The sequence below is a fragment of the Pseudomonas sp. genome (genome assembly GCF_035512415.1).
Lineage (GTDB): Bacteria > Pseudomonadota > Gammaproteobacteria > Pseudomonadales > Pseudomonadaceae > Aquipseudomonas.
Genome location: NZ_DATKDZ010000009.1, coordinates 43,871 through 63,596, shown reverse-complemented (window position 1 = coordinate 63,596; position 19,726 = coordinate 43,871). Strand labels below are relative to the sequence as shown.

Below are 19,726 nucleotides of genomic sequence, written 5' to 3'. Positions count from 1 at the left end.
TCAAGGGCCGTCAGGGCAAGGTAAAGCTTGGGTAAAGAGCGCCTCGCGGCAGCTTTACTAAACGCTGTAGTAATAGCCGCGGCTACGCAAGGCAAGAATGCGCGGGCGTCCATCTGCATGGGGGCCGAGTTTCTTGCGCAGGTTGCTGACATGCATATCCAGGCTGCGGTCATAGAGGGTCAGTTTGCGGCCCAGGGCCAGTTGCGCCAGCTCCTGTTTGTCCACCGGCTCCCCCGGTTGGCGCAGCAGGGCTTCGAGAATGCGGCTTTCCGAGAGAGTCAGGAGCACTTCCTGCTCCCCCAGCGCGACGATGCCGCGGGCCTGGCTGTATTGCAGATCGCCCAGCTCCAGCTGACTGGAAGGGGCGGGAGGCAGGGTGCGGCGCAGTACGGCGCGCAGGCGCGCGGTCAGCTCGCGGGGGTCACAGGGTTTGGCCAGGTAGTCGTCGGCACCCAGCTCCAGGCCGAGAATGCGGTCCAGCGGCTCACCGCGGGCGGAGAGCATCAGAACCGGTAGTTCGGGATGGTCGCTACGCAACTGTTTAAGCAGCTCCAGGCCGCTGCCGTCGGGCAGCATCACATCCAGCACCACCGCATCCGGGGCCTGAGTGGCCAGGGCCAGACGTGCACTACTGCCGTCGTGGCAGGCGCTGACCTGGAAGCCTTCCTGGCTCAGCCAGCTGGCCAGCAGCTCGCACAGTTCAATGTCGTCGTCGATTAACAGCAAGGCGCTCATAGGGTCAGTTCAACCACTCTCGGCGCGAGCGCCGGCTGCCGCGCAACAATGCCCCGATGATAACCCCGAGCAGACCGGCCCCCGCACCTATGGCAAACCACCTCTGCTGTTCGCTGATCAGTGGTTGCGGGGCCTGGGCCTGAGCTTTCTTGAGTTGCAGCTTGAGGCGCTGATTTTCCTGGCGCAGGCGTTGCAGCTGGGCGCTTTCGCGTTCGCCGTCGTTGGCCTGCAGCTCGGCAGCCATGGCGTCGCGCTGCTCCTCGCTGATGGCCAGGCGCTGTTCCAGGCTGTCGATTTGCGCCTGGGCCGCGGACGCCGCCGGCGGACTTTGCTCGGCCTGCACGGCGGCGGGTAGCGACAGGGTCAGTAGCAGAATCAGCGGGCCTGGACGCATCGGAACTCCTGTTGGTACTTATTGTTATGGGACATTCGGCGTGGCGGTCGAGATCAGGGCAGGACCAGCTTGAACGGCTTGACCTGGACCGCGGCATAAACCCCGGCCGCGCGATAAGGGTCGGCATCGGCCCAGCTCTGCGCGGCGCTCAGGGAATCGAATTCGGCCACTATCAGGCTGCCGGTAAAGCCGGCCGGGCCCGGGTCGTTGCTGTCTACGGCCGGGTGCGGGCCGGCCAGTACCAGGCGGCCTTCGCTTTTCAGCTGTTCCAGCCGGGCCAGATGGGCAGGGCGGGCGCTGAGGCGGTTTTCCAGGGAGTTTTCCACATCGGTGGCAATGATGGCGTAGAGCATCTCGGTCCTTAATTGGCGGCGGCGCAGGGGCTTATGTGCGGGGAGAAAAGCAGCCCGGCCAGGCAAAGTCGAGGAAATATTGGCGCAGGCCAGCATGAATCCATATCTGCCGGCATAATAACAAACATAAATTACTGGGAAAGTGCCCCTTATGGATGTCGATCTGCATTGCCACAGCACCGCTTCGGATGGCGCACTTGCGCCCGCTGTGGTGGTGACGCGGGCGTTCGAGCGCGGGGTGCGTTTGCTGGCCCTGACCGATCACGACACCCTGGATGGGCTGGATGAGGCCCATGCGGCCGCGCAGGCCCTGGGCATGCAGCTGGTCAATGGCATCGAACTGTCCTGCACCTGGGGCGGAGCGACTATCCATGTGCTGGGTTATGCCTTCAATCGCGATGCGCCTGCGCTGCAGCAGGCGATTGCCGAGTTGCACGAGGGCCGCTGGTTACGCGCCGCGGAGATCGGCAAGCGTCTGGAAGCCAAAGGTATGCCGGGCGCGCTGGACGGCGCGCGGGCCATGCAGCAGGAACTGGGCGACAGCGGCAATGCCCCGGCGCGGCCGCATTTCGCCGATTTTCTGGTGCGCAGCGGTCATGTCAAAGACCGCGCCGAAGCGTTTCGCAAATGGCTGGGCTCGGGCAAGCTGGGCGATGTCAAACAGCACTGGCCCGAATTGGCTCAGGCCGTCGATACCCTGCGCCGTGCCGGTGCCTGGGTCAGTCTGGCGCATCCCTGGCAGTATGATTTTACTCGGAGTAAAAGACGCAAGTTGATCGCCGACTTTGTCGGTGCCGGCGGGCACTCTCTGGAGGTGGTCAACGGTATGCAGCCGGCCGAGCAGGTCGGCAGCCTGGCGATTCTGGCGCGTGAGTTCGGCATGTTCGTCACCGCGGGCAGTGATTTTCACGCCCCGGGCCAGTGGTCAGAGTTGGGCGTATATCGCCCGGTTCCCGAGGATCTACCGCCCCTTTGGGCACGGTTTCAGCATGTCCAGCAGCCTACTGCAATCTGAACAGGGTCTTAGTGTGAGTCAGTTCTTCCAGATCCATCCGGAAAATCCCCAGTCGCGCCTGATTAAACAGGCGGTGGCGATCATCAGAGCCGGCGGTGTGGTGATCTACCCGACCGATTCCTCCTATGCGGTCGGCTGCCATATCGGCGACAAGAACGCAGTGGAGCGCATTCGCCGCCTGCGCCAACTGGACGACAAGCACAACTTCACCCTGGTGTGCCGCGATCTGTCGCAGCTCAGCACCTTTGCCAAGGTCGATACGGCGGCCTTCCGTCTGCTCAAGACCCATACGCCTGGGCCCTACACCTTTATCCTCAGTGCCACCCGCGAAGTGCCGCGCATGTTGCTGCACGCCAAGCGCCGCACCATCGGCCTGCGGGTGCCCAGCCATCCGATCGCCATGGCCCTGCTGGAGGAGTTTGGCGAGCCGCTGATGAGCGTCAGCCTGATCCTGCCGGGTGAAGATCTGCCAATGAGCGACCCTTACGAGATGCGCCAGATGCTTGAACACCAGGTCGATCTGATCATCGATGGTGGCTTCGGCGGCCTGGCGGCTTCCACCGTGGTCAGCCTGATCGATGACGAGCCGGAAATCATCCGGGTCGGTTGCGGTGATCCGACGCCCTTCGTCGAGGCCTGAGTGCCACGCCGCAAGGCGTTGCCCCTGTGGCTATGCACGGCTGGGCGGTGCCCTTGTCGTTTTTCCCGCAGCGGCAGCGAGCCTCGCTATACTTTGCCCCCTGTCGATTCGTATAGGTAACCTGGTTTGAGTCTTGTTGATTCCGAGCGCCGTGTGCTGTCCGGCATGCGTCCCAGCGGTCGCCTGCACCTGGGTCACTACCATGGTGTGCTGAAAAACTGGGTCAAGATGCAGCACAGTTACGAGTGCTTCTTCTGCATCGTCGACCTGCATGCCCTGACCACCGACTACGATGAGGTCGGCTCGCTGTCCCAGCGGGTAATGGACATGGCGGTGGACTGGCTGGCGGCCGGTGTCAGCCCCAGCTCGGCGACCCTGTTTATCCAGTCCCAGGTGCCCGAACACGCCGAACTGCATCTGCTGTTGTCGATGATCTGCCCGCTCAGCTGGCTGGAGCGGGTGCCGTCCTACAAGGAGCAGCAGGAGCAGTTGCACGGCAAGGACCTGGGCACCTTCGGTTTTCTCGGCTATCCCCTGCTGCAGGCCGCGGACATCCTGCTCTATCGCGCCGGCGTGGTGCCGGTGGGCAGCGATCAGCTGGCGCATATCGAGTTCGCCCGCGACGTCGCACGCCGCTTCAATCACCTCTACGGCCGTGAGCCGGGCTTTGAAGACAAGGCCGAGGCGGCCATCGTCAAGCTGGGCAAGAAAACCGCCACGCTCTACAACAACCTGCGCAAGGCTTATCAGGAACAGGGCGATGTCGAATCCCTGGAGACCGCCCGCGCCCTGCTCAAGGATCAGCAAAGCATGACCCTGGGCGACAAGGAACGGCTGTTTGGTTACCTGGAGGGCGGCGGCAAGGTGCTTCTGCCTGAGCCCCAGCCATTGCTGAGCGAGTCGCCGAAGCTGCTGGGCCTGGATGGCAGCAAGATGTCCAAGTCCAACAACAATGCGATTTTCCTGCGCGATAGCACGAATGAGGTCGAAGACAAGATCCGCCGCATGCCCACGGACCCGGCGCGTGTACACCGCGGCGACCCTGGCGATCCGGCGCTCTGCCCGGTATGGCCGATGCACCAGCTGTATTCCAGTGAGGCCACCTGCGCCTGGGTGCAGCAGGGCTGCAAAAGCGCGGGTATCGGCTGCCTGGAGTGCAAGGCCCCGCTGATCGAGACCGTGCAGAACGAGTTGAAGCCTTTGCAGGCGCGGGCGTTGGATTATCAGGACAACCCCGACCTGGTGCGTCAGATTCTCGCCGAAGGGGCCGAACGGGCACGTTCCGAAGCCCGCGAGACCCTGAGCGAAGTGCGCATGGCCCTGGGTTTGAATTACCGCTAAGTCCGCCAACGAGAGCCCCATGTCCAATCCGCCGTCGCAGGAAGCCGTCGATACCCAGGCCGGTGCTCAACAGGAGCTGCCGTTCGCCCTGGTCTATGGCCAGGCGGTGACCGAGATGCCGCTGGACCTGTATATCCCGCCCGATGCCCTGGAAGTCTTTCTGGAAGCCTTCGAAGGGCCGCTGGACCTGCTGCTGTACCTGATCCGCAAGCAGAACATCGACGTGCTGGATATCCCGGTGGCGGAAATCACCCGTCAGTACATGGGCTATGTCGAGCTGATGCAGTCGGTGCGCCTGGAGCTGGCCGCCGAGTACCTGGTGATGGCGGCCATGCTCGCGGAGATCAAGTCGCGCATGCTGCTGCCGCGCTCCAGCGAAGCCGAGGTCGAAGAGGACGATCCGCGCGCCGAGCTGATCCGCCGTCTGCAGGAGTACGAACGCTACAAGGCCGCCGCCGAAGGCATCGATGGCCTGACCCGGGTTGGCCGCGACCTCACCGTGCCGCGCCTGGAGGCTCCCGAAGCGCGGGCGCGCAAGCTGCTGCCGGATGTCAGCCTGGAAGAGCTGCTGCTGTCCATGGCCGAGGTGCTGCGCCGTGCCGATATGTTCGAAAGCCACCAGGTGACCCGTGAAGCGCTGTCGACCCGTGAGCGCATGAGCGAAGTGCTGGAGCGCCTCAAGGGCGGCGCTTTTGTGCCCTTTGTCAGCCTGTTCAGCGCTGAAGAGGGCAAGCTCGGGGTGGTGGTGACCTTTATGGCAGTGCTCGAGTTGATCAAGGAATCCCTGGTTGAACTGGTGCAAAATGAGGCTTTTGGGCCAATCCATGTGCGTGCGCGGGCTGAATAAGCATGAACCTTAACGAACCCCGTGAGCTGGCCAGCCTGCTCGAAGCCTTTCTGCTGGCATCCGGCAAACCGCAATCGCTGGAGCGCCTGTACGAGCTGTTCGAAGAGGCCGAGCGGCCGGAACCAGCGGTCTTCAAAAAGGCGCTGACGCACCTGGGCAAGTCCTGCGAAGGGCGCGCTTTCGAGCTTATCGAAGTGGCGTCTGGTTACCGTCTGCAAGTGCGTGAACGCTACGCGCCCTGGGTTGGCCGGTTGTGGGAAGAGCGCCCGCAGCGCTACTCACGGGCGATGCTGGAGACCCTGGCGCTGATCGCCTACCGCCAGCCCATTACCCGCGGCGAGATCGAGGATGTGCGCGGCGTGGCGGTCAACAGCCATATCGTCAAAACCCTGCTGGAGCGCGAATGGATTCGCGTGGTGGGTTACCGCGATGTGCCGGGCCGGCCTGCGATGTTCGCCACCACCCGGCTGTTTCTCGACCACTTCAACCTGAAAAGCCTCGACGAACTCCCGCCCCTGGCCGCCCTGCGCGAGCTGGAGCCCGAGCCGGTACTGGCCTTTGACGATGAACAGGAAGCCCCGCAAAGCCTGCAAGCGCGTGCTGACCTGGCTCTGGCCGATGAGCCAGCGGTGGAGGCGAGCGAAGAAACCAGCTTCAGCAGCCTGCTGGCCGAACTCGACTCGATGGAGCAGGGCCTGAAGACCGACTTCGACGATCTGCCCGAGCAGGACGATGAGCTTGACGATGCCGAAGAGCCTCAGCAAACCCTGGATAAAGAGCAGCTGCCTGACTGAGAGGGCCGTAGGATGGGTGATAACCCATCAAGTGCCGATGGGTTATCACCTAGGCGGCCCCACCCATCCTACGGCTACCGATCAGCGGTAGCCCGGATAAGCCCTGGCGCAATCCGGGATGGCAGCTCCCCGGATTTCATCCGGGCTACGGTAACGGGCTAGTACGTAGGTGCCGACTGTCGCAAAGGCCGACGGCTGCTCGTCTGCCGGCTAGCCTCAAACCGTGCTAATCAGCTGCGTTTCGCGTATGCTCCGCGGCCCTTCGACGAATAGGCTAGGCCTATACCGTCTTTATCACCAGAGAAAACACCGGGAGGTGCCCAGATGAGTGAATCCGAAGAATACACCCCAGCAGGCGAGAAACTGCAGAAAGTCATGGCGCGTATGGGCCTGGCTTCACGCCGTGAAATCGAAGCCTGGATCACCGCCGGCCGCGTCAAGGTCAATGGCGCAGTCGCCAGCCTTGGCGTGCGCGTCGACCTGCACGATGCAATCGCCGTCGATGGCAAGGTAATCCGCCGCGAAGAAGCCGCCGAAAGCGTGCGCCGCGTGATCATCTATAACAAACCCGAAGGCGAGATCTGCACCCGTGACGACCCGGAAGGCCGTCCGACCGTGTTCGATCGCCTGCCACGGCCGAAAGAAGGCCGCTGGATCAATATCGGCCGCCTCGACATCAACACCACCGGTCTGCTGATGTTCACCACCGACGGTGAACTGGCCAACCGCCTGATGCATCCGTCCTACCAGATGGACCGTGAATACGCCGTGCGCGTGCGTGGTGAAGTCGACGAAGAGATGATCGAGCGCCTGAAAGCTGGCGTGATGCTCGAAGACGGCCCGGCCAAGTTCACCGACATCAAGGAAGCGCCGGGCGGCGAAGGCTTCAACCATTGGTACCACTGTGTGGTGATGGAAGGCCGTAACCGCGAAGTGCGTCGCTTGTGGGAATCCCAGGGCCTGGTGGTCAGCCGTCTGAAGCGCGTGCGTTTCGGCCCGGTATTTATCACCTCGGACCTGACCATGGGTCGCTGGCGCGAAATGGGCCAGCGTGAAGTGGATATCCTCAGCGAGGAAGTCGGCCTCAAGCCGGTGGCCCTGCCGGATATGAAGGAAAAGACCCGCGACAAGATCGACCGCCTGCAGCGCAAATCGGCCAAGCCGGTGGGCCGCGCCGCCCGTCCGGAGCGGACCCTGCGTCCGGCCCATGCTGGCGCGAGCGAGGGTGACCAGGGCCGCGGGCGTGCACCCCGTGGCGAAGGCGCGGAGCGGGGCGAGCGCGTGCAGCGTACGCCGCGGGCCCCCCGTGCCGAGTCGGGGCGTGAGCCGCAAGGCCGTGGTCAGGCGGGCAAGGGCACGCCGGTGGCCGAGCGGCCGCGTGACGTCAACAAGAAGCGCCCAGCCAAGCCCGGTGCGCAGCCGCGTCCCGCGGTGGCCTTGACCGAGCGTCCGTCGCGCAAGCCGGCCGGTGCGCCGGTCAAGCGTCGCAGCCAGCCCACCAGCGAGGGCCAGCGCCCTGGTTTTGGTCGTGGTAGCCGCAAGCCCGAGTAACACCGGGTGCTGTAAAACAAAAGGCGACCCTCGGGTCGCCTTTTGCGTATCCGTGATAGTCAGCCAGCCATGGACAGGCGGTTACGGCCTTCGCGCTTGGACACGTACAGCGCACTGTCGGCCCGGCGCAGCAGGCTTTCCACGGACTCGCCCGGCAGCAGGCTGGCGCAGCCGAGGCTGACGGACAGGTCGATGGTGCGATTTTCCACCAGGTACTGGATGCCCATGACCGCCATGCGCAGGCGCTCACCGACCATGGAGGCGGCTTCGCGGCTGGTATTGGAAAGCAGTACCAGAAACTCCTCGCCGCCATAGCGGAACACCATATCGACGTTGCGCAGACTGTCTTTCAGGGCATTGGCCACGGCCTTGAGTGCCTCATCGCCAATGCTGTGGCCGTGCTGGTCGTTGATCTGCTTGAAGTGGTCGATATCCACCATCAGCACCGACAGCGGCTGCAGGTTGCGCCGCGCCATGTCGACCTCACGCTGCAGGGTCTGGGTCATGGCCACGCGGTTGCCGGTTTCGGTCAGCGGGTCGCGCAGTGCGGTCTGCAGGGCGGCGCGGTAGAGCAGGGCGTTGCGCAGCGGGAACAGCAGGCTGGCCAACAGGGATTCGAGCTGGCCCAGTTCGTCTTCGCTGAAACGGTAGCTGCGGCGGAAGGTCAGCTCGCCGAGGTATTCGCCGTCGTGGTTAAGGCGGTAGCCGGCCGAGTGGTTGGCGCGTTCGCCCAGATCCAGGCGCAGGTCGCAGGAGGCCAGCTGGTAGCTCAGGGAGCTGAGCGGCACCAGGCGCTGCACAGCGTCGAAGAACAGTTCGAGAATCCGCTCGGTTTCCAGGGAGGTCTGCAGCTGCAGGCTCAGTTGCTGGCGCAATTGCGCGAGGCTGACTGGCTTGAGGGTGTTTTGCGACCTGCTGGCATAGCCAAGACGCTGCAGCTTGGCGGCATCGAAGTCTATGGTGTTGGATTGGTTGTGCGGGGCCATTAAGCCTTACCTCTTGCGCAATTCGCGACGACTGCAAGAGGTAGAGCGAATTTCATGCCAAACGCATTTTTATAAGAAAAATGCTTTTATTTCATGCGCTTATTGTTATGCGGCAAAGGCTGGCGGCAAGACTTTGCCGGTAAACTGGCGTGGTTGATGGCAATTTGATGCCAGGTAATTCGGTTGCCGTCGGAAAACCGGCGGCAACCGTTATGGCTTACTGGGCGTCGAACGCTTGGCCATTGACGCCTGTGCTGTCCGGTCCCATCAGGTACAGGTAGATCGGCATGATGGCTTCCGGCAGCGGGTTGTTGGCCGGGTTCTCGCCGGGGTAAGCCTGGGCGCGCATGTCGGTACGGGTGGCACCTGGGTTGACGCTGTTGGCGCGCACGTTGGCGATACCGTCGACTTCGTCGGCCAGTACCTGCATCAGGCCTTCGGTGGCGAATTTCGATACAGCATAAGCGCCCCAGTAAGCGCGACCCTTGCGGCCGACGCTGCTGGAGGTAAACACCACCGAGGCGTCCGCCGAGAGTTTCAGCAGCGGCAGCAGGGTGCTGGTGAGCATAAACATGGCGTTGACGTTGACCTGCATAACGCGCATGAAGTTGTCGCCGGACAGCTGCTCCAGCGGCGTGCGCGGGCCGATGATCGAGGCGTTGTGCAGCAGGCCGTCGAGTTTGCCGAACTCGTTTTCGATCATTGCTGCCAGTTCGTCGTACTGGTGCGGCAGGGCGGTTTCCAGATTGAACGGGATGACCGCCGGCTGCGGGTGGCCCGCCGCTTCGATGGCGTCATACACCCGGCTGAGGTTTTCTTCGGTCTTGCCCAGCAGCAGCACCGTGGCACCAAAGGCGGCAAAGGTCTTGGCGGCAGCCGCACCGATCCCGCGGCCGGCACCGGTCACCAGAATCACCCGGCCCTTGAGCAGATCGGGGCGAACGGAATAGTCGAACATGGAAACTCCTTGGGAGAGCGGCAAGCCTCAAGCGGCAAGCATCAAGTTAAAAGCCCACGCGTGGTGACGGCGGCGGGCGGAATACTGGCGTGCCGCTGCAGTCAGCAGCTGCATAGGGCCCGTTCGAGCACGGCGCGCAGTTCCAGCGGGTGATCCACCACCACGTCGGCACCCCAGTTGCGCGGGTTGTCTTGTGGGTGGATATAACCGTAGGTGACCGCGGCGGTCTTGCAGCCGGCGGCGCGGCCGGCTTCGATATCGCGCTCGTCATCGCCGATAAACAGGGTGGCGGTGGGCTCCACGCCCATCTTCGCGCAGGCCAGCAGAAGCATCTCCGGGTCGGGCTTGCTGCGGCTGACGTGATCCGGGCAGACCAGCACCGCCGAGCGCTGCGCCAGGCCGAGCTGTTGCATGATCGGCTCGGCGTAACGCACCGGTTTGTTGGTTGCCACGCCCCAGATCAGCTTGGCCTGCTCGATCTCATCGAGCAGCTCATTTATGCCATCGAAGGGCCGGGTCAGTACCGCGCAGTGGCTCTGATAGCGTTCGAGAAACTCCAGGCGCAGGGCTTCGAAGCCTGCGTCCTCGGGATTCATGGCGAAGTTGGCGGCGACCATGGCACGCGCGCCGCCGGAGACCTGATCACGAATCAGCTTGTCGGCAATCGGCGGCAGGCCGCGCTCGGCGCGCATGGCCTGGCTGATGGCGACAAAGTCCGGCGCGCTGTCGAGCAGGGTGCCGTCCATATCGAATAAAACCGCGCGCAAGCGCATCACGCCTCCTTGAGGGTCTGGATCATATAGTTGACGTCAACGTCCGCTTCCAGCTTGTAGCGCTTGGTCAGCGGGTTGTAGGTCAGGCCGATGATGTCCTTGACCTCAAGGCCCGCCGCGCGGCTCCAGGCTCCCAGTTCCGAGGGGCGGATAAATTTCTTGAAGTCATGGGTGCCGCGCGGCAGTAGGCGCAGCAGGTATTCGGCCCCAATCACCGCAAACATATAGGCCTTGGGGTTGCGGTTGATGGTAGAGAAGAATACCTGACCGCCAGGCTTGACCATGCGGTAGCAGGCGCGGATCACCGATGCCGGGTCCGGCACGTGCTCAAGCATTTCCAGGCAGGTGACCACATCGAATTGCTCGGGCATTTCCTCGGCCAGCGCTTCGGCAGTGATCTGCCGGTATTCCACCGTCACCCCGGATTCGAGCTGGTGCAGCTGGGCCACCGCCAGCGGTGCTTCGCCCATGTCGATGCCGGTCACGGTCGCGCCGCGCTGGGCCATGGACTCGCTGAGAATGCCGCCGCCGCAGCCGACGTCCAGCACCTTCTTGCCGGCCAGACCGACACGCTCGTCGATCCAGTTGACCCGCAGCGGGTTGATGTCGTGCAGCGGCTTGAACTCGCTTTCACGGTCCCACCAGCGATGGGCGAGGGCTTCGAATTTGGCGATTTCGGCGTGGTCGACGTTACTCATATAAATCCCTGAATCAGGCTGCGGCGAGAGACCCATGTTGCCAGTTTCGCCGGGTGGATTGGACGCCTGTTGTGCGTCCAATGTATGTCAGTTTGTCGCACTACTGGGTGTGGCTGGGTATTGGTGGGAGGGGCTTTAGCCGCGACTGGTCAACTGCGCTGTCGGCTTGTCGCGGCTAAAGCCCCTCCCACAAGCCCGTCAGGCCAGTGTTCTGCACATATTACCGCTGGGCGATCTTTGCTCCCCAGGCGCGGGCGTTGGCGATAACTTGCTGCTCGTCCAGGCGGGTCAGTTGGCCGCCGTCGAGCAATTGCTTGCCGCCCACCCAGACATGTTCGGTGCAGGCGCGGCCGCCGGCGTAGAGCAGCTGCGATACCGGGTCGTAGACCGGTTGCTGGGCCAGGCCGTTCAGGTCGAACGCGGTGAGGTCGGCGGCCTTGCCCAGCTCCAGCGAACCGATCTGCTCGTCCAGGCCAAGGGCGCGGGCACCGTTGAGGGTGGCCATGCGCAGTGCGCTGTGGGCATTGAGGGCGCTGGCCGAGCCGGCCACGGCCTTGGCCAGCAGGGCGGCGGTACGGGTTTCGCCGAGCAGGTCCAGATCATTGTTGCTCGCTGCACCGTCGGTGCCGATGGCGACATTGACCCCGGCCTGCCAGAGCCGCTCCACCGGGCAGAAGCCGCTGGCCAGCTTAAGGTTGGATTCTGGGCAGTGGATCACGCTGGTGTTGCTGGTCACCAGCAGCGCCAGGTCCTCGTCGTCGATCTGGGTCATATGCACGGCCTGGAATCGCGGGCCGAGCAGGCCCAGGCGTGCCAGCCGGGCCAGGGGGCGCTCGCCGTGCTGCTCGAGGCTCTGCTGCACTTCGAAAGCGGTTTCGTGTACGTGCATATGAATGCCAGCATCCAGCTGCTCGGCGAGCATGCGAATGTTTTCCAGCTTGTCGTCGCTGACCGTGTAGGGCGCGTGGGGGCCGAAGGCGACTGTCAGGCGCGGATGCTGCTTGAGATCGTCGAACAGACTCAGGCCCTTGCGCAGCGCCTCGTCGGCGTCGCGCGCGCCGGGAATCGGGAAATCCAGCACGGGAATGCAGATCTGCGCGCGGATACCGCTCTTGTGCACCAGCTGGCTGGCGGTTTCCGGGAAGAAGTACATGTCCGAAAAGCAGCTGATGCCGCCCTTGAGCTGTTCGGCGATGGCCAGCTCGGTGCCGTCCTGGATGAACTGCTCGTTGACCCACTTGGCCTCGGCCGGCCAGATATGCTGCTCCAGCCAGGTGCTCAGTGGCAGGTCGTCGGCCAGGCCGCGGAACAGCGTCATGGCGGCATGCCCGTGGGCGTTGACCAGCCCCGGGGTGAGCAGGCGGCCCGGCAGTTCGAGCACCTGCAGGGCGCTGTGTTTGAGCGCCTCGGCGCGCGGTGCGATCAGAGCGATGCGGCCGTCACGGATGCCCAGGCCGTGTTCATGCAAGACCACGCCTGCGGGTTCTACCGGCACCAGCCAGGTGGGGAGCAGCAGCAGGTCGAGGGGGGCGTGGGGCGCGTGGGGCACGTGGGGCGCGTGAGGCACGTGAGGCATAAGGAGCGCTTCCGGCGGTCAGTAAAATGGCGAGTTTATAGAGGAACGCCCTAGGCTTGAAGCTGAAAGCGCCGGGCTGGCCCGATTGCCCAAGCGGGCTGGCGCTGTTTGGCGGACCTTGTGCGTATAATGGTCGGCTTTTTCCGGGAGAGGTGCGTCATGCGCGAGCAATTGCTAGCGGCAGAGCAGGTCAGGGCTATTGAGTGGCGCGATGGCGCGCTGCATCTGCTCGACCAGCGCGCGTTGCCTTTTGAGGAAACCTGGCTCAGTTACAGCACTGCAGCCGCTGTAGCCGAGGCCATCCGCGACATGGTGGTGCGTGGGGCTCCGGCCATCGGGATCAGTGCGGCCTATGCGGTGGTGCTGGCCGTGCGTGTGCGGCTGGCTGCCGGTGGTGACTGGCGCGCGGCGCTGGAGGAAGACTTTGCCCTGCTGGCTGCTTCGCGGCCGACCGCGGTCAATCTGTTCTGGGCGCTCAACCGCATGCGCGAGCGCCTGGAGCGGGTGAAAGAGGATGATGTTGCCCTGGCGGTGCTGGAGGCCGAGGCCCTGGGGATTCACCAGAGTGATCGCGACGCCAACCTGACCATGGCCCAGCTCGGTGTCGAGCTGATCCGCAAGCACCAGGGCAATCTGCAGAACCTGCTGACCCACTGCAACGCCGGTGCCCTGGCTACCGGTGGCTTTGGCACGGCCCTGGGGGTGATTCGCGCGGCCTATCTCGAAGGCCTGGTCGAACGCGTCTATGCCGACGAAACCCGGCCCTGGCTGCAGGGCTCGCGCCTGACTGCCTGGGAACTGGCCGCTGACGGCATTCCGGTGACGGTCAATGTCGACTCGGCCGCCGCGCATCTGATGAAAACCCGCGGCATCACCTGGGTCATAGTCGGGGCCGACCGTATCGCCGCCAATGGCGATGTGGCCAACAAGATTGGCACCTACCAGCTGGCGGTCAACGCCATGCACCACGGCGTGCGCTTTATGGTGGTGGCCCCCAGTTCGACCATCGACATGAGCATGGAGCACGGCGACGACATTCCTATCGAGGAGCGGGCCGCCAGCGAGCTGCTGGAGCTGGGAGGTAAGCGAGTGGTCGGCGAGATTACTGCGTTGAACCCAGTGTTCGATGTGACGCCGGCGGATCTAATCGACTTTCTGGTGACCGAGAAGGGCGTCATCGATCGTCCAGATACGGCGAAAATGGCGCAACTGATGTGCCGCAAGCGTTTGCATTGAGATTTTCGCGTATTCACGCGTAGCTCGCAGGCCGTTGAAAAACGTAGCGAGTGACGGCTAGGCAAGGCGAAAGCAGCCGAGAAACGCAGCGCAGCGAAGTAACAGCCAGCGGCTGTCCCAAAGGGTGAGCGTAGCGAATCAAGCGCAGTGTACGAGTTGTACATGAGCATTACTCGTTCCACTCGCCCTTCGGGCCGCGCTGGCGCGCGTTAGCCGCAAGCGGCTTACCGAGGCTGCTTTCAACGCGGCATAGCCGAGCGCAGTAGTTTTTGACGGTCTGCTAGTCGCGGAGCTGCCGCTGGGGATAGGTGCGCCGCGGCGATTGTGGTAAGCTCCGGCGGTTTTCAGGGGTGGCCATAGCGGGCATCTCAACTGCGCAGCTACATGGCATAACTCATTGATTTGTCGTGAGTCGCTGGAGGCCAGAAGGCGCAGCGACAGGCTCTGTTTCATTCAGGACGAATGGCGCGGAGTTTCACCAGAAAAAGGAACAAGGCTACTCATGGGCGAACTGGCCAAAGAAATCCTCCCGGTCAATATTGAAGACGAACTCAAGCAGTCCTACCTCGATTACGCGATGAGCGTAATTGTCGGGCGAGCGCTGCCGGATGCACGCGATGGCTTGAAGCCCGTGCACCGTCGGGTGCTGTTTGCCATGAGCGAGTTGGGCAACGACTGGAACAAGGCATACAAGAAGTCCGCCCGTGTGGTCGGTGACGTAATCGGTAAGTACCACCCACACGGTGATACCGCGGTATACGACACCATCGTACGGATGGCGCAGCCATTCTCCCTGCGTTACCTGTTGGTCGACGGCCAGGGTAACTTCGGTTCGGTGGACGGCGATAACGCAGCCGCCATGCGTTACACCGAAGTGCGCATGACCAAGCTGGCCCATGAGCTGCTGGCTGACCTGCACAAAGAAACCGTGGACTGGGTGCCGAACTACGACGGCACCGAGATGATCCCGGCGGTTATGCCGACCAAGGTGCCCAACCTGTTGGTCAACGGCTCCAGTGGTATCGCCGTGGGCATGGCCACCAATATTCCGCCGCACAACCTCACGGAAGTGATCAACGGTTGTCTGGCGCTGATCGACAACGGCGAGCTGACTGTCGATGAGCTGATGCAGTACATCCCCGGTCCGGACTTCCCGACTGCGGCGATCATCAACGGTCGTGCCGGCATCATCGAGGCCTACCGCACCGGCCGTGGGCGCATTTACATGCGCGCCCGGGCGATTATCGAAGACATCGACAAGGTCGGTGGCCGTCAGCAGATCATCGTCAGCGAGCTGCCGTATCAGCTGAACAAGGCGCGCCTGATCGAGAAGATCGCCGAGCTGGTTAAAGAGAAGAAGCTCGAAGGCATCACCGAACTGCGCGATGAGTCCGACAAGGACGGCATGCGCATCGTGATCGAGCTGCGCCGCGGCGAAGTGCCGGAAGTGGTGCTCAACAACCTTTACGCCCAGACCCAGATGCAGAGCGTGTTCGGCATCAACGTGGTGGCGCTGATCGATGGCCAGCCGAAGGTCCTTAACCTCAAGGACATGCTCGAAGCCTTTATTCTGCACCGCCGTGAAGTGGTCACCCGCCGTACCGTATTCGAGCTGCGCAAGGCCCGTGAACGTGGCCATATCCTTGAAGGCCAGGCGGTTGCCCTGTCCAACATCGACCCGGTCATCGCCCTGATCAAGGCCTCGCCGACCCCGGCCGAAGCCAAGCTGGCGCTGATTGCCACCGCCTGGGAATCCAGCGCGGTAGAAACCATGGTCGAACGCGCCGGTGCCGATGCCTGCCGCCCGGACGATCTCGATCCGCAGTACGGTCTGCGCGACGGCAAGTACTTCCTCTCGCCGGAACAGGCCCAGGCCATCCTCGAGCTGCGTCTGCACCGTCTGACCGGCCTTGAACATGAAAAACTGCTGGCCGAATATCAGGAAATCCTCACCCAGATCGGCGAGCTGATCCGCATCCTCACCAGCGCCACGCGCCTGATGGAAGTGATCCGCGAAGAGCTGGAAGCGGTCAAGGCCGAGTTCGGCGACAAGCGCCGCACCGAGATTCTCGACAACCGTCTGGACCTGACCCTGGCCGATCTGATCACTGAAGAGGAGCGGGTGGTTACCATCTCCCACGGCGGTTATGCCAAATCCCAGCCGCTGCATGCCTACCAGGCCCAGCGTCGCGGCGGTAAGGGCAAGTCGGCCACCGGGGTCAAGGATGAGGACTATATCGAGCACCTGCTGGTTGCCAACAGTCACTCCACCCTGTTGCTGTTCTCCAGCAAGGGCAAGGTGTACTGGCTGAAGACCTACGAAATTCCCGAGGCTTCGCGCGCCGCCCGCGGTCGTCCGCTGGTCAACCTGTTGCCGCTGGGCGAAGGTGAGCGTATTACCGCCATGCTGCAGATCGACCTCGAAGCCCTGCGCCAGCAGGCTCCGGAAGGCGACGAGCAGGACGATATCGAAGGCGTGGTGGTCGAGGTCGAAGAAGTCGAAGACCTGGTCGAAGGCGATGACGCCGACGACGAAACCCCGGATGAACCGACCGGTGCCTACATCTTTATGGCCACGGCCAAAGGCACCGTGAAGAAGACCCCGCTGGTGCAGTTCAGCCGTCCGCGCAGCTCGGGCCTGATCGCCCTCAAGCTGGACGAAGATGACACCCTGATCTCCGCTGCCGTCACTGACGGTGCCCGCGAAGTGATGATGTTCTCCGACGGCGGCAAGGTGATTCGCTTCAAGGAAAGCAAGGTCCGCACCATGGGCCGTACCGCTCGCGGTGTGCGTGGCATGCGTCTGCCGGAAGGGCAGGAAATCATCTCCATGCTGATCCCTGAAGCCGAGGCGCAGATTCTCACCGCCTCTGAGCGTGGCTACGGCAAGCGCACGGCGATGGCCGAGTTCCCGCGCCGCGGTCGTGGCGGCCAGGGCGTGATCGCCATGGTCAGCAACGAGCGTAACGGCAAGCTGGTGGGGGCCGTGCAGGTGCTCGATGGCGAGGAAATCATGCTGATTTCCGACCAGGGCACTCTGGTGCGTACCCGCGTCAGCGAAGTCTCCAGCCTGGGTCGTAACACCCAGGGCGTCACCCTGATCAAACTGGCCAAGGACGAATCCCTGGTCGGTCTTGAGCGGGTGCAAGAGCCTTCCGCCGAGGACGACGAGGAGCTGCTGGAAGGTGAAGAGGGCGTTGAAGTGATTGTCGACGAAACCCTCGAAGCCTCCGACGGCGTTGCCGAAGAAGGCCCGGTCGTCGAGGAGTAGAGGCCCTCACCCCTAGCCGGGCGCCCCCGGCCCCTATCCCGTGGGGAGAGGGGGGAGACAAGCAGCTTGCGCAGGCACCGGCATACAGTTGTTTGCGTGAGGGGGAGGGCATCCCTGGCACCTTCGGGTTCCGAGGGACGCAGGAATGAAGAAGCCAGCAGGCATCCCCCTCTCCCTCCGGGAGAGGGCCGGGGTGAGGGTAGCCGTTGTCACGGCGGCGTTTTCGGTGAATTAAGAGAGAGTGGATGTGAGCAAGCGAGCCTTTAACTTCTGCGCCGGCCCGGCCGCGCTTCCTGAAGCTGTTCTGCAACGCGCCCAGGCGGAGCTCCTCGATTGGCAGGGCAAGGGCCTGTCGGTGATGGAGATGAGCCATCGCAGCGACGAGTACACCGCCATTGCCGAGAAGGCCGAGCAGGATCTGCGCGATCTGCTGACCATCCCCAATGACTACAAGGTGCTGTTCCTGCAGGGCGGGGCCAGCCAGCAGTTTGCCGAGATTCCGCTCAACCTGCTGCCTGAAGACGGCGTTGCCGACTATATCGACACCGGTATCTGGTCGAAGAAAAGCATCGAAGAAGCTAGCCGCTATGGTCGCGTCAATGTTGCCGCCAGCGCCAAGGCCTATGACTACTTCGCCGTTCCTGGGCAGAACGAGTGGCAGCTGTCGAAAGACGCCGCCTACCTGCACTACGCCAGCAACGAAACCATTGGTGGCCTGCAGTTCGACTGGATTCCCGAAGTCGGCGACGTGCCGCTGGTGGCGGATATGTCTTCCGACATCCTTTCGCGTCCGCTCGATGTGTCGAAGTTCGGCCTGATCTACGCCGGCGCGCAGAAGAACATCGGCCCTAGCGGCCTGGTGGTGACCATCGTTCGTGAAGACCTGCTCGGCCGTGCCCGCAGCGTTTGCCCGACCATGCTCAACTACAAGATCGCTGCCGATAATGGCTCGATGTACAACACCCCGGCGACCTTCTCCTGGTACCTGTCCGGCCTGGTGTTCGAATGGCTGAAAGAGCAGGGCGGGGTCGAAGCCATGGAGCGGATCAACCGCGCCAAGAAAGACCTGCTGTACAAGGCCATCGATACCAGCGATTTCTACAGCAACCCGATTTCGCTCAATGCTCGCTCCTGGATGAACGTGCCGTTCCGCCTGGCCGACGAGAAGCTGGACAAGGCCTTCCTCGCCGGTGCCGACGCCCGCGGCCTGCTCAACCTCAAGGGTCACCGTTCGGTCGGCGGCATGCGTGCCTCCATCTATAACGCCGTGGGCCTGGATGCCGTCGAGGCGCTGGTGGCTTATATGGCGGAATTCGAGAAGGAACACGGCTGATGACCGATCCAGTTTCCGAGCAGGAACTGCAGGCCCTGCGCCTGCGCATCGACAACCTCGATGAGAAGATCCTCGCGCTGATCAGTGATCGCGCCAGCTGCGCCGAAGAAGTTGCGCGGGTCAAGATGAAGGCCCTGCCGGAAGGCGAGAAGCCAGTGTTCTACCGTCCTGAGCGCGAAGCCCAGGTGCTCAAACGCATCATGGAGCGCAACCAGGGGCCGCTGGGCAACGAGGAAATGGCGCGGCTGTTCCGCGAAATCATGTCCTCTTGTTTGGCCCTGGAGAATCCGCTCAAGGTCGCCTATCTCGGGCCTGAGGGCACTTTCTCCCAGGCTGCGGCGATGAAGCATTTCGGTCACGCGGTGATCAGCGTGCCGATGGCGGCTATCGATGAAGTGTTCCGTGAAGTGGCTGCCGGTGCGGTGAACTTCGGCGTGGTGCCGGTGGAGAATTCCACCGAAGGCGCTATCAACCACACCCTGGACAGCTTCCTCGAACATGACATGGTTATCTGTGGCGAAGTCGAGCTGCGCATTCACCACCATCTGCTGGTCGGTGAAACCACCAAGACCGACAAGATCACCCGCATCTATTCCCACGCCCAGTCCCTGGCTCAGTGCCGCAAGTGGCTGGACGCGCATTACCCGAATGTTGAGCGCGTGGCGGTGTCGAGCAACGCCGATGCAGCCAAGCGGGTGAAGGGCGAGTGGAACAGTGCGGCGATTGCCGGCGATATGGCAGCCAGCCTGTACGGCCTGACCAAGTTGGCGGAGAAGATCGAAGACCGTCCGGACAACTCCACGCGCTTCTTGATCATCGGCAGCCAGGAAGTGCCGCCAACCGGCGACGACAAGACCTCGGTCATCGTCTCCATGCGCAACAAGCCGGGCGCACTGCACGAGCTGCTGGTGCCGTTCCACAACAACGGCATCGACCTGACCCGCATCGAAACCCGCCCGTCGCGCAGCGGCAAGTGGACGTATGTGTTCTTTATCGACTTCGTCGGCCACCACCGCGACCCGCTGATCAAGGATGTGCTGGAAAAGATCAATCAGGAAGCTGTGGCGCTGAAAGTGTTGGGGTCGTATCCGAAGGCGGTGCTTTAAGGGAAAAGCCCCCTCATCCCTCACCCCCGACCCCTCTCCCGGAGGGAGAGGGGAGCTCGACTGCGGCGCGCTTGTAATTGCATCTGGTCAGCTGAATTTTGCAGCGCTAGTGCGGGCTC

Annotated in this window: 18 protein-coding genes; 10 read left to right on the top strand and 8 right to left on the bottom strand. The window is 63.0% G+C overall.

The genetic code is table 11. The features are described from left to right. Window positions 1-57 precede the first annotated feature (57 nt). From VMP31_RS03805 to VMP31_RS03795, 3 genes are read right to left on the bottom strand one after another with little or no spacing between them, the layout of a single operon-like run. A complete protein-coding gene (locus VMP31_RS03805) occupies window positions 58-735 on the bottom strand; it encodes a response regulator transcription factor (RefSeq protein ID WP_325504238.1) in 678 nt (225 codons plus the stop codon). Window positions 736-739: 4 nt separating this feature from the next. Beyond that, on the bottom strand, window positions 740-1,129 hold the full coding sequence (locus VMP31_RS03800) for a translation initiation factor 2 (protein ID WP_325504236.1): 390 nt from the start codon (window positions 1,127-1,129) through the stop codon (window positions 740-742). A gap of 53 nt (window positions 1,130-1,182) precedes the next feature. After that, on the bottom strand, window positions 1,183-1,482 hold the full coding sequence (locus tag VMP31_RS03795) for a YciI family protein (protein WP_325504235.1): 300 nt from the start codon (window positions 1,480-1,482) through the stop codon (window positions 1,183-1,185). Window positions 1,483-1,633: 151 nt separating this feature from the next. Here VMP31_RS03795 and VMP31_RS03790 point away from each other — a divergent pair, with 151 nt between their 5' ends. The 6 genes from VMP31_RS03790 (at window position 1,634) to rluB (ending at window position 7,670) form a co-directional block, all read left to right on the top strand. Beyond that, a complete protein-coding gene (locus VMP31_RS03790; protein WP_325504234.1) occupies window positions 1,634-2,497 on the top strand; it encodes a PHP domain-containing protein in 864 nt (287 codons plus the stop codon). A 13-nt stretch (window positions 2,498-2,510) separates the two neighbouring features. After that, window positions 2,511-3,137 (top strand): L-threonylcarbamoyladenylate synthase, encoded by a 627-nt coding sequence (locus VMP31_RS03785; RefSeq protein ID WP_325504232.1) that lies wholly within the window; start codon window positions 2,511-2,513, stop codon window positions 3,135-3,137. A 126-nt stretch (window positions 3,138-3,263) separates the two neighbouring features. After that, on the top strand, window positions 3,264-4,478 hold the full coding sequence (locus tag VMP31_RS03780; protein ID WP_325504230.1) for a tryptophan--tRNA ligase: 1,215 nt from the start codon (window positions 3,264-3,266) through the stop codon (window positions 4,476-4,478). Window positions 4,479-4,626: 148 nt separating this feature from the next. Further along, complete coding sequence (locus tag VMP31_RS03775) at window positions 4,627-5,325, top strand: ScpA family protein (RefSeq protein WP_325504753.1); 699 nt, start codon at window positions 4,627-4,629, stop codon at window positions 5,323-5,325. A gap of 2 nt (window positions 5,326-5,327) precedes the next feature. Next, on the top strand, window positions 5,328-6,119 hold the full coding sequence (gene scpB / locus VMP31_RS03770; protein ID WP_325504228.1) for an SMC-Scp complex subunit ScpB: 792 nt from the start codon (window positions 5,328-5,330) through the stop codon (window positions 6,117-6,119). A gap of 324 nt (window positions 6,120-6,443) precedes the next feature. Beyond that, the gene (gene rluB, locus VMP31_RS03765; protein WP_325504226.1) at window positions 6,444-7,670 is read left to right on the top strand and encodes a 23S rRNA pseudouridine(2605) synthase RluB; all 1,227 of its coding nucleotides are present in this window, start codon (window positions 6,444-6,446) and stop codon (window positions 7,668-7,670) included. A 59-nt stretch (window positions 7,671-7,729) separates the two neighbouring features. On the opposite strand, the gene VMP31_RS03760 is transcribed toward rluB, so the two are convergent. The 5 genes from VMP31_RS03760 to VMP31_RS03740 all read right to left on the bottom strand — a co-directional run bounded on the left by VMP31_RS03760 (window position 7,730) and on the right by VMP31_RS03740 (window position 12,661). After that, the gene (locus VMP31_RS03760; RefSeq protein WP_325504224.1) at window positions 7,730-8,656 is read right to left on the bottom strand and encodes a GGDEF domain-containing protein; all 927 of its coding nucleotides are present in this window, start codon (window positions 8,654-8,656) and stop codon (window positions 7,730-7,732) included. 217 nt (window positions 8,657-8,873) lie between these two features. Further along, window positions 8,874-9,614: a YciK family oxidoreductase gene (locus VMP31_RS03755; RefSeq protein WP_325504222.1), complete on the bottom strand. Its 741-nt coding sequence runs from the start codon at window positions 9,612-9,614 to the stop codon at window positions 8,874-8,876. 101 nt (window positions 9,615-9,715) lie between these two features. Next, a complete protein-coding gene (gene mupP / locus VMP31_RS03750) occupies window positions 9,716-10,387 on the bottom strand; it encodes an N-acetylmuramic acid 6-phosphate phosphatase MupP (RefSeq protein ID WP_325504220.1) in 672 nt (223 codons plus the stop codon). Then, complete coding sequence (ubiG, locus tag VMP31_RS03745) at window positions 10,387-11,085, bottom strand: bifunctional 2-polyprenyl-6-hydroxyphenol methylase/3-demethylubiquinol 3-O-methyltransferase UbiG (protein WP_325504218.1); 699 nt, start codon at window positions 11,083-11,085, stop codon at window positions 10,387-10,389. The genes mupP and ubiG overlap by 1 nt, the downstream gene beginning before the upstream one ends. Before the next feature lie 220 nt (window positions 11,086-11,305). Continuing rightward, entirely contained in the window at window positions 11,306-12,661 is a 1,356-nt protein-coding gene (locus VMP31_RS03740) for a TRZ/ATZ family hydrolase (protein ID WP_414705427.1), read from the bottom strand. 159 nt (window positions 12,662-12,820) lie between these two features. On the opposite strand from VMP31_RS03740, the gene mtnA reads away from it, so the two are divergent. The 4 genes from mtnA to pheA all read left to right on the top strand — a co-directional run bounded on the left by mtnA (window position 12,821) and on the right by pheA (window position 19,607). Then, window positions 12,821-13,897, top strand: coding sequence for an S-methyl-5-thioribose-1-phosphate isomerase (mtnA, locus tag VMP31_RS03735; RefSeq protein WP_325504216.1), 1,077 nt, complete (start codon window positions 12,821-12,823; stop codon window positions 13,895-13,897). A gap of 502 nt (window positions 13,898-14,399) precedes the next feature. After that, window positions 14,400-17,168: a DNA gyrase subunit A gene (gyrA, locus tag VMP31_RS03730; protein ID WP_325504214.1), complete on the top strand. Its 2,769-nt coding sequence runs from the start codon at window positions 14,400-14,402 to the stop codon at window positions 17,166-17,168. Window positions 17,169-17,415: 247 nt separating this feature from the next. Then, the gene (gene serC / locus VMP31_RS03725) at window positions 17,416-18,501 is read left to right on the top strand and encodes a 3-phosphoserine/phosphohydroxythreonine transaminase (RefSeq protein ID WP_325504212.1); all 1,086 of its coding nucleotides are present in this window, start codon (window positions 17,416-17,418) and stop codon (window positions 18,499-18,501) included. Next, entirely contained in the window at window positions 18,501-19,607 is a 1,107-nt protein-coding gene (gene pheA / locus VMP31_RS03720) for a prephenate dehydratase (protein WP_325504210.1), read from the top strand. Before serC ends, pheA begins: the two co-directional genes overlap by 1 nt. Window positions 19,608-19,726 lie beyond the last annotated feature (119 nt).